This window comes from Micromonospora chokoriensis, assembly GCF_000718555.1.
Taxonomy (GTDB): domain Bacteria; phylum Actinomycetota; class Actinomycetes; order Mycobacteriales; family Micromonosporaceae; genus Micromonospora; species Micromonospora chokoriensis_B.
The window spans coordinates 481,048-493,758 of sequence record NZ_JOAN01000001.1 but is presented as its reverse complement, the minus strand read 5'-3'; the positions used below and the strand labels follow the sequence as shown (position 1 = coordinate 493,758).

General features: G+C 70.4%; 16 protein-coding genes. 9 read left to right on the top strand and 7 right to left on the bottom strand.

What is annotated here, in order from left to right; genetic code table 11:
• Positions 1-28: 28 nt before the first annotated feature.
• The 3 genes from IF46_RS0102310 to IF46_RS0102300 all read right to left on the bottom strand — a co-directional run bounded on the left by IF46_RS0102310 (position 29) and on the right by IF46_RS0102300 (position 1,848).
• On the bottom strand, positions 29-652 hold the full coding sequence (locus tag IF46_RS0102310; protein WP_030486572.1) for a TrmH family RNA methyltransferase: 624 nt from the start codon (positions 650-652) through the stop codon (positions 29-31).
• Positions 653-704: 52 nt separating this feature from the next.
• Positions 705-1,241: a hypothetical protein gene (locus tag IF46_RS0102305; RefSeq protein WP_030486571.1), complete on the bottom strand. Its 537-nt coding sequence runs from the start codon at positions 1,239-1,241 to the stop codon at positions 705-707.
• A 91-nt stretch (positions 1,242-1,332) separates the two neighbouring features.
• Positions 1,333-1,848 (bottom strand): MaoC family dehydratase, encoded by a 516-nt coding sequence (locus IF46_RS0102300; RefSeq protein ID WP_030486570.1) that lies wholly within the window; start codon positions 1,846-1,848, stop codon positions 1,333-1,335.
• Positions 1,849-2,399: 551 nt separating this feature from the next.
• On the opposite strand from IF46_RS0102300, the gene trxA reads away from it, so the two are divergent.
• The 3 genes from trxA to IF46_RS0102285 all read left to right on the top strand — a co-directional run bounded on the left by trxA (position 2,400) and on the right by IF46_RS0102285 (position 4,292).
• Positions 2,400-2,762, top strand: a complete 363-nt coding sequence (gene trxA / locus IF46_RS0102295) for a thioredoxin (protein ID WP_030329190.1) — start codon at positions 2,400-2,402, stop codon at positions 2,760-2,762.
• Between the two features lie 145 nt (positions 2,763-2,907).
• On the top strand, positions 2,908-3,348 hold the full coding sequence (locus IF46_RS0102290) for a hypothetical protein (RefSeq protein ID WP_030486569.1): 441 nt from the start codon (positions 2,908-2,910) through the stop codon (positions 3,346-3,348).
• Positions 3,345-4,292: an HTTM domain-containing protein gene (locus tag IF46_RS0102285; protein WP_030486568.1), complete on the top strand. Its 948-nt coding sequence runs from the start codon at positions 3,345-3,347 to the stop codon at positions 4,290-4,292. Before IF46_RS0102290 ends, IF46_RS0102285 begins: the two co-directional genes overlap by 4 nt.
• Here IF46_RS0102285 and IF46_RS0102280 read toward each other — a convergent pair.
• Positions 4,256-4,675, bottom strand: coding sequence for a thiol-disulfide oxidoreductase DCC family protein (locus tag IF46_RS0102280; protein ID WP_036390902.1), 420 nt, complete (start codon positions 4,673-4,675; stop codon positions 4,256-4,258). The two genes, IF46_RS0102285 and IF46_RS0102280, sit on opposite strands and share 37 nt — an antisense overlap.
• A 93-nt stretch (positions 4,676-4,768) precedes the next feature.
• Between IF46_RS0102280 and IF46_RS0102275 the strand changes: the two genes are divergently transcribed.
• The 3 genes from IF46_RS0102275 to IF46_RS33030 all read left to right on the top strand — a co-directional run bounded on the left by IF46_RS0102275 (position 4,769) and on the right by IF46_RS33030 (position 7,139).
• Positions 4,769-5,815: an Rv2578c family radical SAM protein gene (locus IF46_RS0102275; RefSeq protein WP_030486566.1), complete on the top strand. Its 1,047-nt coding sequence runs from the start codon at positions 4,769-4,771 to the stop codon at positions 5,813-5,815.
• 19 nt (positions 5,816-5,834) lie between these two features.
• Positions 5,835-6,242: a CoA-binding protein gene (locus tag IF46_RS0102270; protein WP_030486565.1), complete on the top strand. Its 408-nt coding sequence runs from the start codon at positions 5,835-5,837 to the stop codon at positions 6,240-6,242.
• A 138-nt stretch (positions 6,243-6,380) separates the two neighbouring features.
• A complete protein-coding gene (locus tag IF46_RS33030) occupies positions 6,381-7,139 on the top strand; it encodes a hypothetical protein (protein ID WP_051723578.1) in 759 nt (252 codons plus the stop codon).
• Between the two features lie 92 nt (positions 7,140-7,231).
• Here the strand turns inward: IF46_RS33030 and IF46_RS0102255 are convergent, their stop codons facing one another.
• Complete coding sequence (locus tag IF46_RS0102255; RefSeq protein WP_030486564.1) at positions 7,232-8,428, bottom strand: acyl-CoA dehydrogenase family protein; 1,197 nt, start codon at positions 8,426-8,428, stop codon at positions 7,232-7,234.
• Between the two features lie 177 nt (positions 8,429-8,605).
• On the opposite strand from IF46_RS0102255, the gene IF46_RS0102250 reads away from it, so the two are divergent.
• Entirely contained in the window at positions 8,606-9,061 is a 456-nt protein-coding gene (locus IF46_RS0102250) for a DUF4190 domain-containing protein (RefSeq protein WP_030486563.1), read from the top strand.
• A 13-nt stretch (positions 9,062-9,074) separates the two neighbouring features.
• On the opposite strand, the gene IF46_RS0102245 is transcribed toward IF46_RS0102250, so the two are convergent.
• Positions 9,075-9,980 (bottom strand): SDR family NAD(P)-dependent oxidoreductase, encoded by a 906-nt coding sequence (locus IF46_RS0102245; protein WP_030486562.1) that lies wholly within the window; start codon positions 9,978-9,980, stop codon positions 9,075-9,077.
• Positions 9,981-10,097: 117 nt separating this feature from the next.
• Between IF46_RS0102245 and IF46_RS0102240 the strand changes: the two genes are divergently transcribed.
• On the top strand, positions 10,098-10,661 hold the full coding sequence (locus IF46_RS0102240; protein ID WP_030486561.1) for a DUF4190 domain-containing protein: 564 nt from the start codon (positions 10,098-10,100) through the stop codon (positions 10,659-10,661).
• 72 nt (positions 10,662-10,733) lie between these two features.
• On the opposite strand, the gene IF46_RS0102235 is transcribed toward IF46_RS0102240, so the two are convergent.
• Positions 10,734-11,690 (bottom strand): HpcH/HpaI aldolase/citrate lyase family protein, encoded by a 957-nt coding sequence (locus IF46_RS0102235; protein WP_030486560.1) that lies wholly within the window; start codon positions 11,688-11,690, stop codon positions 10,734-10,736.
• A 126-nt stretch (positions 11,691-11,816) separates the two neighbouring features.
• On the opposite strand from IF46_RS0102235, the gene IF46_RS0102230 reads away from it, so the two are divergent.
• On the top strand, positions 11,817-12,641 hold the full coding sequence (locus IF46_RS0102230) for an SDR family NAD(P)-dependent oxidoreductase (RefSeq protein ID WP_030486559.1): 825 nt from the start codon (positions 11,817-11,819) through the stop codon (positions 12,639-12,641).
• Positions 12,642-12,711 lie beyond the last annotated feature (70 nt).

The window sequence follows — 12,711 nt, the reverse complement described above, 5'->3', positions numbered from 1 at the left end:
GAACGTCCGATTCGGCACCGGACGTGGGTCAGTCCGGCGGCGTGCCGGCGTGCGCGCGGATCCAGGCGTGCATCGCGATGCCGCTGGCGACGCCCGCGTTGATCGACCTCGTCGAGCCGTACTGGGCGATGGAGTAGAGCTGGTCGCACGCGGCGCGGGCCGGCGCGGAGAGCCCGGGCCCCTCCTGACCGAACAGCAGGACGCAGTCCCGCGGCAGGGTGCCGGTCTCCAGCGGACGCGACCCGGGCAGATTGTCGATGCCGAACACCGGCAGCCCTCGCTCGGCCGCCCAGGCGACGAACTCCTCGATCGTCTCGTGGTGCCGTACGTGCTGGTACCGATCGGTCACCATCGCGCCGCGCCGGTTCCATCGTCGCCGTCCGACGATGTGCACCTCGGCGGCGTTGAACGCGTTGGCGTTGCGCACCACAGTGCCGATGTTGAAGTCGTGCTGCCAGTTCTCGATCGCGACGTGGAAGCCGTGCCGGTGCCGGTCCAGGTCGGCGACGATCGCCTCATGCCGCCAGTAGCGGTAGCGGTCGACGACATTGCGCCGGTCCCCCTCCGCCAGCAGCTGCGGGTCGTAACGGGGGTCGTCCGGCAGGTCCCCCGGCCAGGGGCCTACGCCCACCTCAAGCTGGTCGTCGGTCACGGTCATCAGAGGGTACGGACCGCGTCGGCGCTCGGTGCGACGACCTGCCGGGTCAGCCCAGATCGAGGACGGCACCGAGCCGGTCCAGGAAGCGCCGGTCCGCCGGGCTGGCCGGTGGGTCCACCCGACGCCCGCCGGTGCCGGGCACCGCGCGACAGACCCGGGCCGCGACCGACTGCACCCACTGGCGGTACGCGGCCGAGTCGGCGGGGTCGGCACGCCGCCGTAGGACCCGGCTCGCCGCCCGGCAGGCGGCCAGCAGGTCCACCAGGTCGGTGAGCCGCTCGGCGGGCTGCTGGGCACCGTCGTGACGGGCGTAGATCGCGGCGACCACCGCGCGGACCAGATCACTGTCGGAGGCTCGGCCCGCGGCGACGGCGTCCAGACCGGCCAGACTCGCCATGACCCCTCGCTCCGTGCGGCCGGGGCCGGGAGCTGCGGCGGCCACGAGGACCCGACCGGGCAGGCCGGTGAGCAGATCCCACTCGGCGGCGGAGTAGACAGCGGTGGTCAAGGGTGCGGCTCGGCGGCCGGCAGAGGGCGGCTCTCCGGCGACGGAGTGGCTCATCGGAACCTCCGGCGTCAGCATATGCCCCGAAAACGGGGACCGGGCTCCTTCCCCGCAGACGCGCGGCGGGGAGGAGCCCAGAATCCGTAGCCGGTCGAGCCCGCCGTGACGGTCAGCGCGGCTCGGGGAAGCTGGGCCGCTCTGGATCCACTCCGTCGGGCACGGCAGCGGCCGCATACTCCCGCTTGGGGACCATGACCTTGCGCCGGAAGACGCAGACCATCGTGCCGTCCTGGTTGTAGCCGCGGGTCTCCACCGACACCACGCCTCGGTCGGGTTTCGAGCCGGACTCACGCTTGTCGAGCACCGTCGTCTCGCCGTAGATGGTGTCGCCATGGAAGGTCGGCGCGACGTGCCGCAGCGACTCGACCTCCAGGTTGGCGATCGCCTTTCCACTCACATCGGGCACCGACATGCCGAGCAGCAGCGAGTAGATGTAGTTGCCGACCACGACGTTGCGCTTGAACTGGCTGGCTGTCGCGGCGTAGTGCGCGTCCATGTGCAGCGGGTGGTGGTTCATGGTGAGCAGGCAGAAGAGGTGGTCGTCGTACTCGGTGACGGTCTTGCCCGGCCAGTGCCGGTAGACCGCGCCGACCTCGAACTCCTCGTAGTAGCGACCGAACTGCATCCTGGTCCCTTCGACGGGCGGCGATGGAGTTCGGCACAGCATGCCTTACCGGTGGTTAAGGCGATCGGCGGGGCGCGACGGCGGCGGAAATGTCACGCCGGTCAGCACTCACACGGGGGGAGACGCAATGAGCGGCGGGGCCCTCCCCGGCACCCGCCGCCCACGCTCTGATGTGAGGAATTCTGCCCTACGCCAGCGTAGGTTCAACAGAGATCGCGGTCACATTTATCTTTTTGTAACATTACTCTCAGTAACAAGCCGCAGGTTGATCAGCGATCTCCGCAGGCCGGATACCTCCTTGTCAAGCGGCAAGTTACCGATTCGTAGTGCTCAATCGGGTGGATCTCCCTGGAAACGCTCCCATTACCGCAGGTCACGCAAGTGCGTCGTGCACTTGCGATCCGCAGGTCGGGTGTGAACAGATGCGTGTCGATGGTCCGCAGCGCCCCGGGGCAGCCCCCAGCACGTTTCGTGCCCCACCGCCCGGGAATTCGATACGGTCAGCCCTGGTTCTATGGGGCGTAGATAAACCGCGGTGATCGGAGAGTGCAATGGCAACCGTTGAGCTGACCTCGGCGAACTTCGACGAGGTGACCGGCAACGACGGCATCGTCCTGGTCGACTTCTGGGCCGACTGGTGTGGTCCGTGCAAGCGGTTCGCCCCGGTCTACGAGCGCTCCTCGGAGAAGCACCAGAACATCGTCTTCGGCAAGGTCGACACTGAGGCTCAGCAGGAGCTGGGCGCCAAGTTCGACATTCGCTCGATCCCGACGATCATGGCGATCCGTGACGGCGTCATCGTCTTCGCCCAGCCGGGCGCCCTTCCCGAGTCCGCGCTGGAGAACCTCATCGAGCAGGTCGAGGCGCTGGACATGGACGACGTCCGCAAGCAGCTGGCCGAGCACAACCACTGAGTCGTCGACACGTTGGCCGGGCCCGGTGCGGGCCCGGCCTTCGTCGTACCCCCACGAGCGTCCGCATGATCACCTTCCTGGGCAGGTCAGACTGGCCGGGAGAGGGACGCAACGCAGCCGGTACATCCCGTATCGTCACGACCCGATGGAGAACCTGACCACCCGCGGGCGCGTGACCCGGCTGGGCGCGACCGCACTCGGTCTCGCGCTGCTCATCGCCGGCACCTTCTGGGGCAGCGACGACCACTTTCCGTTCGGCCCGTTCCGGATGTACTCCACCTCCAACCCGCCGAACTCACCCGCACCCGACACCCGCGTCGAGGGGGTGAACAGCTCCGGGGCGGTGATCGACCTCGACCAGGACGCGACCGGCATCCGCCGCGCCGAGATCGAGGGCCAGCAGGCCCGGTACGCCGCCGACCCGACGCTGCTCACCGAGGTCGCCGACGCGTACGCCGAACGCCACCCGGACGCCCCCGCGCTGGTCGAGGTTCGCATCGTCATCCGCTGGCACGGCATCCGCGCCGGCCGACCGACCGGCCAGCACACCGACGAGACCGTCGTCCGCTGGCAGGCCCCCCGATGAGCCGCTGGCTGACCGAGGCCGTGCCGCGTGGCCGGGTGGCCGCGTTCCGCACCCTGATCTACCTGTTCGTCGCCGCCGACCTGCTGATCTTCACCCCCTGGGTACGCACCCGGGCCAGCGTGCCCGGTGACCTGTACCAGCCGCTCCTGATCGGCCGCCTGCTCCCACTGCCGACGCCGACCCCGACGCTGGTGGCGGTGATCTTCTGGGCGTTGCTGCTGCTCGCCCTCCTCGCCGCGACCGGACGGGCGCCGCGGCTGCTCGGCTGGGCGGTGTGCGCGCTCTACCTGGAGTGGATGATCATCGCGATGAGCTACGGGAAGGTCGACCACGACCGGATCGGGCTGCTCGTCGCACTTGCCGTGCTGCCCACCGCAGGTCGTGCCCGACACGGCGACACCACCCGCACCGAGGCCGGTGGCTGGGCCCTACGAGTCACCCAGATCGCGGTGATCTGCACGTACTTCCTGGCCGCCTTCGCCAAGCTGCGCTTCGGCGGCCTGGACTGGCTGACCGGCTCGGTCCTGGCCCGCGCGATCATCCGGCGGGGCACCGACCTGGCCGACCTGATCGCCCAGGTGCCGCACCTGCTGATCGTCGCCCAGTTCGGCATCGTGGCATTCGAGCTGCTGAGCCCGGTTGTCTTCCTGCTGCCGGCCCGCTGGCGACTCGCCATGGTCGGCTTCTTCTACTCGTTCCACGCGGTCACCATCGCGACCATCACGATCTCGTTCGCGCCGCACCTGGCCGCGATGACCAGCTTTCTACCGCTGGAGCGGGTGCGCCCGCTGGTCTGGGCACGCCGGCTCGTCGGGCGTGGCTCTCCCGAGGCGACGACGGATGCCCCGGAACAGCGCCCGGCCGACGTCGACCCGGTGGCAGCCGGCGCCGGGCCGGCGCTCGACGATCAGGCGCCGGTGGTCGGGCGACCGGTCGGGCCGTAGAGCCGCTCCCGCGCCTCCTGCGGCAGCGAGCAGGCCGCCGTGCCGCCCGGTAGGCGGTGCCGGTTGCGCGCCACCCAGCGGTACAACGGCCAGGCTGCTGCGCGCGCCGGAGGAAACCGCAGGCCGGCACCGGCGACCCGCCAGAACGGACCACTCGCGGCGAGCAGCTTCGCGATGGCGTCCGGACCGGCCGCGCGCGAGCCGTCCGCGCCGACCCACTGCACGGCCTCCTCGCACTCGGCCACGCTGAGGCCGAGCGCGTCGAGATCGGCAAACTGCCAGGGCACCACCCGCGCGGCGGTGGGGATGCGGCGCTCGATGAACTCCGCACAGGTCGTGCAGAACGCGCAGTCCCCGTCGTAGACGAAGGTCGACGTCTCCATGGCGTCCATCCTCCCCTCTCCGAGCACCTGAACGACCACCGGTGTACGGCGGGTCACTTGCGCTTGACTCGTACACGTGTTCGAATTGTGGCCATGCGCTGGGACAACCTCACCGCTCCCCCGGTCGAGGGAGACCCCGAGCGGGCAGCGCCAGCGACGCCACCCCTGCCGCTGGCGCTGCCCGGCGCCGTCGCCCGCACCTTCGACACCCCCGAGTTCGCCGGGATGACCTTCTATGAGGTGCAGGCCAAGTCCATCCTCAACCGGGTGCCCGGCCAGTCCCGCGTTCCGTTCGAGTGGACGATCAACCCGTACCGAGGCTGCTCTCACGCCTGCACCTACTGCTATGCGAGAAACACTCACACCTATCTCGATCTGGATGCCGGTACGGACTTCGACCGGAAGGTGATCGTCAAGGTCAACGCCGGCGAGCTGGTCCGGCGTGAGCTGGCCGCGCCGAGATGGCGGGGCGCCCACGTGGCGATGGGCACCAACGTGGACTGCTACCAGCGCGCCGAGGGCCGCTACCGGCTGATGCCGCAGATCATCGCGGCCCTGCGGGACTTCGCCAACCCGTTCTCGATTCTCACCAAGGGCACGCTGATCCTGCGTGACCTGCCCCTGCTGCGCCAGGCAGCCGAGGTGACCACGGTCGGCGTCTCCTTCTCGGTGGGCTTCGTCGACGAGCACCTCTGGCGCACCGTCGAGCCCGGCACACCGCACCCCCGCCGCCGACTGGACGCGGTCCGGGCGCTCACCGACGCTGGCTTCTCCGTCGGGGTGTTGATGGCCCCGATCTTGCCCGGCCTCAGCGACAGCGACGAGTCGATCGACGCCACCGTCTCGGCGATCGCCGCCGCCGGCGCGACGAGCGTGACCGCCCTGCCCCTGCACCTACGCCCTGGCGCACGGGAGTGGTACGCGCAGTGGCTCGCCCGCGAGCACCCACACCTCGTGCCCCGCTACCGCGAGCTCTACCGGGCCGGCGCGTACGCCCCGCAGGCGTACCAGCGGGAGTTGACCGCGCGGGTGCGGATCGCCGCCCGCCGGCACGGGCTGCACCGCGGCGAGCGGGGCGACAACCGCAGCCTTCCCGAGCCCTCGCAGCCGCCAGCGGCCGAGCAGCTCACACTGCTGTAGTCGGGGCTACAGTCGGCGGGTGCGTACCGCTCAGCAGATCCTCGCCGACTCCGCCGTGATCGCCGTCGTGGGCGCGTCCCGCGACCCGTTCAAGGCCGCGCACGGCGTGCCGTTGCAGATGCAGCAGTACGGCTGGCGCATCATCCCGGTCAACCCGACGGTCGACGAACTGTTCGGAGAACGGGCGTACAAGACGCTCGCCGACATTCCGCACCCCGTCGACCTGGTGGACGTGTTCCGGCCGGCCGCCGACGCCGTGCAGGTCGTCCGGGACGCGGCGGCGATCGGCGCCCCGGCGGTCTGGCTCCAACTCGGCATCGTCTCGGCCGAGGCGCGGCGGATCGCCGAGGAGGCCGGCATGGACTACGTCGAGGACCGCTGCCTCATCGTCGAGCGCGCCGCCGCCAACCTGACCCGCCTCGCCTGACCCAGACCCCGCCCCGCGCCGAGGCGTCGGTCAGGAAACCGTGGAGCCAGCTTCGGGACACCTCCGCACCACGCCATGATCGACTGGATGGGGCGGGGGCCTTATCGTCTGGGTGTGGCTTTGGGGCGGCTGGGCCGCGTGCCTTCGTTGAGTGACGGGCTGTGGCCGCGCCGGCTGCTGGCCCTGACGGTCGCGGCGGCAGTGGCGGGGGCAGTCACCGCCGGCCTGCTCCGGGTGCCCTCGGTCAACGCATCCGCGGTGAGCGTGGCGGTGTGGCTAACCCTCGGCCTTCGATGGCTGAGCAGACGGTGGTGGCCGCGACGCGATGGCCACCTGCACCGGCGGGAGCGGGTCAGTGGCCTGAACGCGGTCGAGCCCGGCCTGGTGGCGCGCCGGTCGCTCGCCGGCTGGGTCGACCTGGCGTTGGAGTGGGTGATGGTGCTAGTGATCGGTGCGGGCCTGCTGGCCAGCCTGCCTCAGCAGGGCCGCTGGGTCGACGTCGTCCGGCCGGTGGTCGCCGTCGGGGCCGCGGCGTGGCTGGGTCGGACGACGTACGAGCAGGTGCGGTTCACGGGTCAGTTGGCGCTTACCGCCAGCGCGATCCGGCACGGTCGTGAGGCCCTGGGCTGGTCGAACATCGACCGGGTCAGCCCACACCGGCGCGACGGCCGGATCGACGGCGTACGGCTGCGGCCGGCGGTCTGGCAGTCGCTACGGCCCGCCCCGGTGGTCGGCGGCCGGGACACGGCGGTGCCGGAGGACCGGCTGGTCGCCGCGATCGAGGCGTACCGGTCCCGACCGCAGGACCTGGCCAGGGAGCCGGCGGGCGGCAGAGACGACGCGTTCGTCGGCGCGGACAATTTCGGCGGAGAGCGTGATGCCTCTGAGTCATATTGATGCCTCACAGTCATCACGCTCTCGACCGACGCCGCTGACCGACGACGCGGACAGGCCGGCCGGACAACGGGCAACCGTTGAGCAGGCGCGGATCAGAGCTTGTACTCCTTGAGCAGGCCTCGGGAGATGATGGTCTTCTGGATCTCCGAGGTGCCCTCGCCGATGAGCAGGAACGGAGCCTCCCGCATCAGCCGCTCGATCTCGTACTCCTTGGAGTAGCCGTAGCCGCCGTGGATGCGGAACGCCTCCTGGACGACCTCGGCGCAGTACTCCGAGGCGAGCAGCTTGGCCATCCCGGCCTCGACGTCGTTGCGCTGGCCGGCGTCCTTGAGGCGAGCGGCGTTGACCATGAGGGCGTGCGCGGCCTCGATCTTCGTACCCATCTCGGCGAGCTTGAAGGCGATGGCCTGGTGCTTGGCGAGCGGTTGGCCGAAGGTCTTGCGCTGCTGGGCGTAGCTGACCGCCAACTCGAAGGCGCGGATGGAGATGCCGCAGGCGCGGGCGGCCACGTTGACCCGGCCTACCTCGATGCCGTCCATCATCTGGTAGAAGCCCCGGCCCACCTGGTCGGCCCCGCCGAGGATCGCCGAATCGGGCACGGTCACGCCGTCGAGGACCATCTCGGTGGTCTCGACGCCCTTGTAGCCCATCTTCTCGATCTTGCCCGGGATGGTGAGGCCCGGTGCGGTCTCACCGAAGCCCGGCTCCTTCTCCAGCAGGAAGGTGCTCATGTTGCCGTAGACGGAGTCGGCGCCAGTGTCGGTCTTGACCAGGGTGGCCACCACCGAGGAGTACGCGCCGTTGGTGAGCCACATCTTCTGCCCGTTGAGCACATAGCGATCTCCGTCGCGGACGGCCCGGGACTTGATCGCCGAAACGTCGGAGCCGGTCTCCGGCTCGGACATGGAGAACGCGCCGCGCACCTCACCGGTGGCCATCTCTGGCAGCAGTCGCGCCTTCTGCTCGGCGGAGCCGTGCTGGGAGATCAGGTACGCCACGATGAAGTGGGTGTTGACGATGCCGGAGATCGACATCCAGCCCCGGGAGAGCTGCTCCACCACCAGCGCGTAGGTGAGCAGTGACTCGCCGAGCCCGCCGTACTCCTCGTCGATGGTGAGGCCGAACAGCCCCATCTCGCGCATGCCGTCGAGGATGTCGGTTGGGTACTCGTCGGCGTGTTCCAGCCGCTGCGCGTGCGGGATGATCTCCTTGTCGGCGAAGTCCCGAACGGTCTCCAGGATCGACTGTTGCACATCGGTCAGACCGGGCGTCTGGGCGAGTCGGGCCATCTCAGCCTCCGGGGATCCGCGCACTACTCGTGGGTAACTGAACGCTGGGTCAGTATCGGCCCCACCGGCCGACGAGGCCAAGGTGACCAGTCCACACAACCGTTGTGAAAAGGTTCACCGCTGCGGGTAGCGTCCGGCAAGAGGGACTTTTCCGGCACCGGCAGGAGGAGGAATGCTGTGAGCTACCCGCCGCCGTCGGGACCGCCCGGGGACGAGCCGCCACCGTCACCCTACGAGCCACCCAGGGACCAGTCGCCGTACGCGCCGACCGCGGGTGAGCCTTCGCCGTACGGCCACCAGGGGCCGCAGCAGTCGGCGCACTGGAGCCAGCAGCCGCCGTATCCTCCGCAGGGCCCCTACGGGCAGTACGGCCCACCCCCGTCCGGGCCGGGTCGGGGCACCAACATCCTGGCGATCCTGTCGCTGGTGTTCGCCTTCGTGTTCCCGCCGGCCGGCGCCGTGCTCGGCCACGTGGCCAAGCGGCAGCTCCGCACCAGTGGCGAGGACGGCGACCAGCTCGCCACCTGGGGGCTGATCCTGGGTTACGTCTTCACCGGGCTCACCGTGCTGGCCTGCTGCGGCTGGCTGGCACTCGTGGCGTTCGGCAACACCGGCGACAGCAGCGGCTACTGACCCGCCGCGCCGGTCAGCGGAACCGAGCCTCGCGGACGCTGTTGCCGCCGTCCACCACAAGCATCTGCCCGGTGATGTACGAGGCGGCCGGCGAGCAGAGGAAGCTGATCGCCGCGGCGACCTCGTCCGGGGTGCCCGGTCGACCCACCGGGGTGCCCAGCCCCTGCTTGATCTCGGCCATCGTGGACGCCGCGGTGTAGATGGTGCCCGGCGCCACCGCGTTGACGGTCACGCCGTCGGCGATCATCTCCATGGCCAGGGCACGGGTCAGCCCGACGACTCCGGCCTTCGCCGCGGCGTACGCGGCCTCGGTGGGCAGGGCGTTGACCGGGCCGGCCGTGGCCGCCAGGTTGACGATCCGACCCCAGCCCCGCTCGGCCATCCCGCCGATGAACGCCCGGCTGCATAGGAACGCGGTGGAGAGGTTGCGGTCGATCTCACCGCGCCACTCGTCGTAGGTCAGCTGGGCAACCGGCCGCAGCACCCCCTGGCTGGCCCGACTGGCCAGGCCGGCGTTGTTGACAAGCACCTCGACGTCGCCCAACTGCTCGGCGACCGCATCGGCCAGTGCGCCGACCTCGGACTCGTCGGTCAGGTCCGCGACGAAGCCGGTCACCCCCAACTCGCCGGCCCGCTCATGGATGCGCCGGGTGGTGGAGACGATGGCCACCCGAGCGCCCAGGTCGGCGAGTCGCCGGGCGGTGGCGTACCCGATGCCGTCCGGGCTGCCCGCCCCGGTGACCAGGGCGACCCGCCCGTCGAGGCGCATGGTGACCGGGTCGGCAAGCGCGACCGGCTCGTCTGGGCCGGGGCTGCCCGCCGGGGCGGCCGTCCGCGCACGCCGGGCCCCACCCGGGCGGCTGACGTCCCGTCGGGGTCGACTGCCAGAGCGGTCCGCGGCGCGCGCGTCGAATGCCATGCCAGGGATCCTGCCCGTTACGACCGGCCCGAGCAACGCGGCACCCGGAAGCGGGGGCATCGGGTTTGGGTGGCGCTGGCTACCCTGACTCCGCACCCGACGTGACGGAGAGTTCGCATGACCAATCCCCCGCCGCCTGGCAACTGGACCGATCCAACGTGGTCGGCCCAGCCGTCGAGCCCCGCGCCCGAACCGACCCTCGTGGCCGGTCAGCCGGTCCCCACACAACCCGGCCCGGTCGACCCGTACGCCCCGGTCGACCCGTACGCCGGTGCACAGCCGTCGGCGATCCAGCCGATGCCCGGACACGCCCCGCCCGGCTACCCGCCGCAGGGTTACGCCCCACCCGGTTACGCCCCGCCCGGCTACCCGCCGCAGCACCCCGGCTACGGCTACGGTTACCCGCCCCCGGCGAAGACCAACGGGCTGGCGATCGCGGCGCTGGTGCTGGCGATCTCCGGCTTCGCAACCTGCATCACGGCCCCGGTCGGCGCGATCCTCGGACACGTGGCGCAGAAGCAGATCCGGCTCAGCGGCGAGGGTGGCGAGGGGATGGCGAAGGCCGCGATCATCGTCGGCTGGATCCTCACCGGGCTGCTCGTGCTGCTGATCGCCTTCTACGTCGTCGCGATCGTCTTCGCGGTCACGACGAACGCCGGCAGCGACAGCAGCAGCTACTGACCAGCGCGGGACGACGTACCGCCGGTTGTCGGGCCGGATCGACAGCCGGCGGCGGTCGATCCGGCCGGGCGGTCACTGCTCCGGTGGGGTGAACGACGAGGTACGGCTCATCCCGGCGGCCCGGCCCTTGGCGGCGACCACAAGCGCCATCTTGCGGGATGCCTCGTCGATCATCTCGTCGCCGAGCATCACGGCGCCGAGCCGGCCGCCGGCCTCCGACGTGTAGTGCTCGTACGCGTCGAGGATCAGCTCGGCGTGGTCGTAGTCGGCCTGCGCCGGCTGGTAGACCTCGTTGGCGGCGTCGATCTGGCCCGGGTGCAGCACCCACTTGCCGTCGAAGCCCAGCGCGGCCGAGCGCTTGGCCACCTCGCGGAACGCCTCGACGTCGCGGATCTGCAGGAAAGGGCCGTCGATGGCCTGCTTGTCGTGCATTCGCGCGGCCATCAGGATCCGCATCAGGATGTAGTGGTACGGGTCGCCCGGGTAGTCGGGGATCAAACCGCCGACCACCATCGACTTCATGTTGATCGATGCCATGAAGTCGGCCGGGCCGAAGATGATGGTCTCCACCCGCGGCGAGGCGGCGGCGATCGCGTCCACGTTGACCAGACCGGCGGCGTTCTCGATCTGCGCCTCGATGCCGATCCGACCGACCTCCAGGCCGATCGTCTTCTCGATCTGGGTGAGCGTCAGGTCCAGCCACTGCACCTGCGCGGCGGTCTGCACCTTCGGCAGCATGATGCAGTCCAGGTTGACGCCGGCACCCTCGACGACCTCGATGACGTCCCGGTAGGTCCACGGGGTGGTCAGGTCGTTGACCCGGACCACCCGGGTCTTGCCGGCCCAGTCACCCTCGTTGAGGACGGCCACGATGTTCTTGCGCGCGTCCGGTTTGGCCAGTGGGGCGACGGCGTCCTCCAGGTCGAGGAAGACCTGGTCGGCCGGGAGCCCCTGGGCCTTGCCGAGCATCTTGACGCTGGAACCCGGGACGGCGAGGCAGGACCTACGGGGGCGACCGACTGCGGCCATGGATGCGCTCTCCTTCCAGCGGCCGGCGGGGATGCCGACGCCGCCTGGCTCCGAGGAAACTTAACGATCCCAAAGGGCGTTGTGACGTCACGGTAGCCTCGCGCCATGACCGGGGTGAATGGACCTGTGGAAGATCTCACTGGGCGTCGACTTGTGGTGGTGACCGGGGCCAGCTCCGGCATCGGGCTGGCCGCCGCCGTGCAGCTGGCCTGCCGTGGTGACCGGGTGGTGCTGGTCGGGCGAGACCCGGCCCGCCTACAGGCCGCAGCCGAACGGGTGCGGGAAAACTCCGGCGAGCGCCCGGAGTTGTTCCGGGCCGACTTCGCGATCCTCGACGACGTACGCCGACTGGCCGAGCAGCTCCGGGCCGCGTACGACCGGATCGACGTGCTCGCCAACAACGCGGGCGCCATCGCGCTGCAACCACTGCGCACCGTCGACGGTTTCGAGATGTCGATCCAGGCCAATCACCTGGCCCCGTTCCTGCTGACCAACCTGCTCGCCGACCGGGTGGGCCGGGTCGTGGTGACCGCCTCCGGCGCGCACCGCTGGGGGGCGCTCGATCCGGACGACCTGAACAAGCCACTGCGTGACTACCGGCCGATGGGCGCGTACGGCACCAGCAAGCAGGCGAACGTCCTGTTCACCGCCGAGGCCGCCCGGCGCTGGCCGGACATTTCCGCGTACAGCTTCCACCCCGGGGTGGTCCGCACCCGGTTCGCCAACGACAGCAGGCTTGTCGCGTTCGGCATGCGGTTCATGCCGTTCCGCAGCCCGGACAAGGGTGCCGAGACCCTGGTGTGGCTGGCCAACCAGGAGCGCACCCGGCTGGTCGACGGGGGCTACTACGCCGACCGTCGGCTGCGTCGACCCTTCCGGAAGGCTGCCGATCCGCAGCTCGCCGCCCGGCTCTGGACGGCGAGCGCCAAGGCCGTCGGTCTGGACGACTAACAGGTCGACCGAGGGTGACGGTGGGGCACGGGAGGTAATCCTCACACGTATGACGGTCGACACGGTGGGT

What these genes read in the sequence shown, in the direction of transcription:
- IF46_RS0102305 (WP_030486571.1), bottom strand. Translation starts at nt 1,241, where the DNA reads ATGCTGACGCCGGAGGTTCCGATGAGCCACTCCGTCGCCGGAGAGCCG.
- IF46_RS0102300 (WP_030486570.1), bottom strand. Translation starts at nt 1,848, where the DNA reads ATGCAGTTCGGTCGCTACTACGAGGAGTTCGAGGTCGGCGCGGTCTAC.
- trxA (WP_030329190.1), top strand. Translation starts at nt 2,400, where the DNA reads ATGGCAACCGTTGAGCTGACCTCGGCGAACTTCGACGAGGTGACCGGC.
- IF46_RS0102290 (WP_030486569.1), top strand. Translation starts at nt 2,908, where the DNA reads ATGGAGAACCTGACCACCCGCGGGCGCGTGACCCGGCTGGGCGCGACC.
- IF46_RS0102285 (WP_030486568.1), top strand. Translation starts at nt 3,345, where the DNA reads ATGAGCCGCTGGCTGACCGAGGCCGTGCCGCGTGGCCGGGTGGCCGCG.
- IF46_RS0102280 (WP_036390902.1), bottom strand. Translation starts at nt 4,675, where the DNA reads ATGGAGACGTCGACCTTCGTCTACGACGGGGACTGCGCGTTCTGCACG.
- IF46_RS0102275 (WP_030486566.1), top strand. Translation starts at nt 4,769, where the DNA reads ATGCGCTGGGACAACCTCACCGCTCCCCCGGTCGAGGGAGACCCCGAG.
- IF46_RS0102255 (WP_030486564.1), bottom strand. Translation starts at nt 8,428, where the DNA reads ATGGCCCGACTCGCCCAGACGCCCGGTCTGACCGATGTGCAACAGTCG.
- IF46_RS0102245 (WP_030486562.1), bottom strand. Translation starts at nt 9,980, where the DNA reads ATGGCATTCGACGCGCGCGCCGCGGACCGCTCTGGCAGTCGACCCCGA.
- IF46_RS0102240 (WP_030486561.1), top strand. Translation starts at nt 10,098, where the DNA reads ATGACCAATCCCCCGCCGCCTGGCAACTGGACCGATCCAACGTGGTCG.
- IF46_RS0102235 (WP_030486560.1), bottom strand. Translation starts at nt 11,690, where the DNA reads ATGGCCGCAGTCGGTCGCCCCCGTAGGTCCTGCCTCGCCGTCCCGGGT.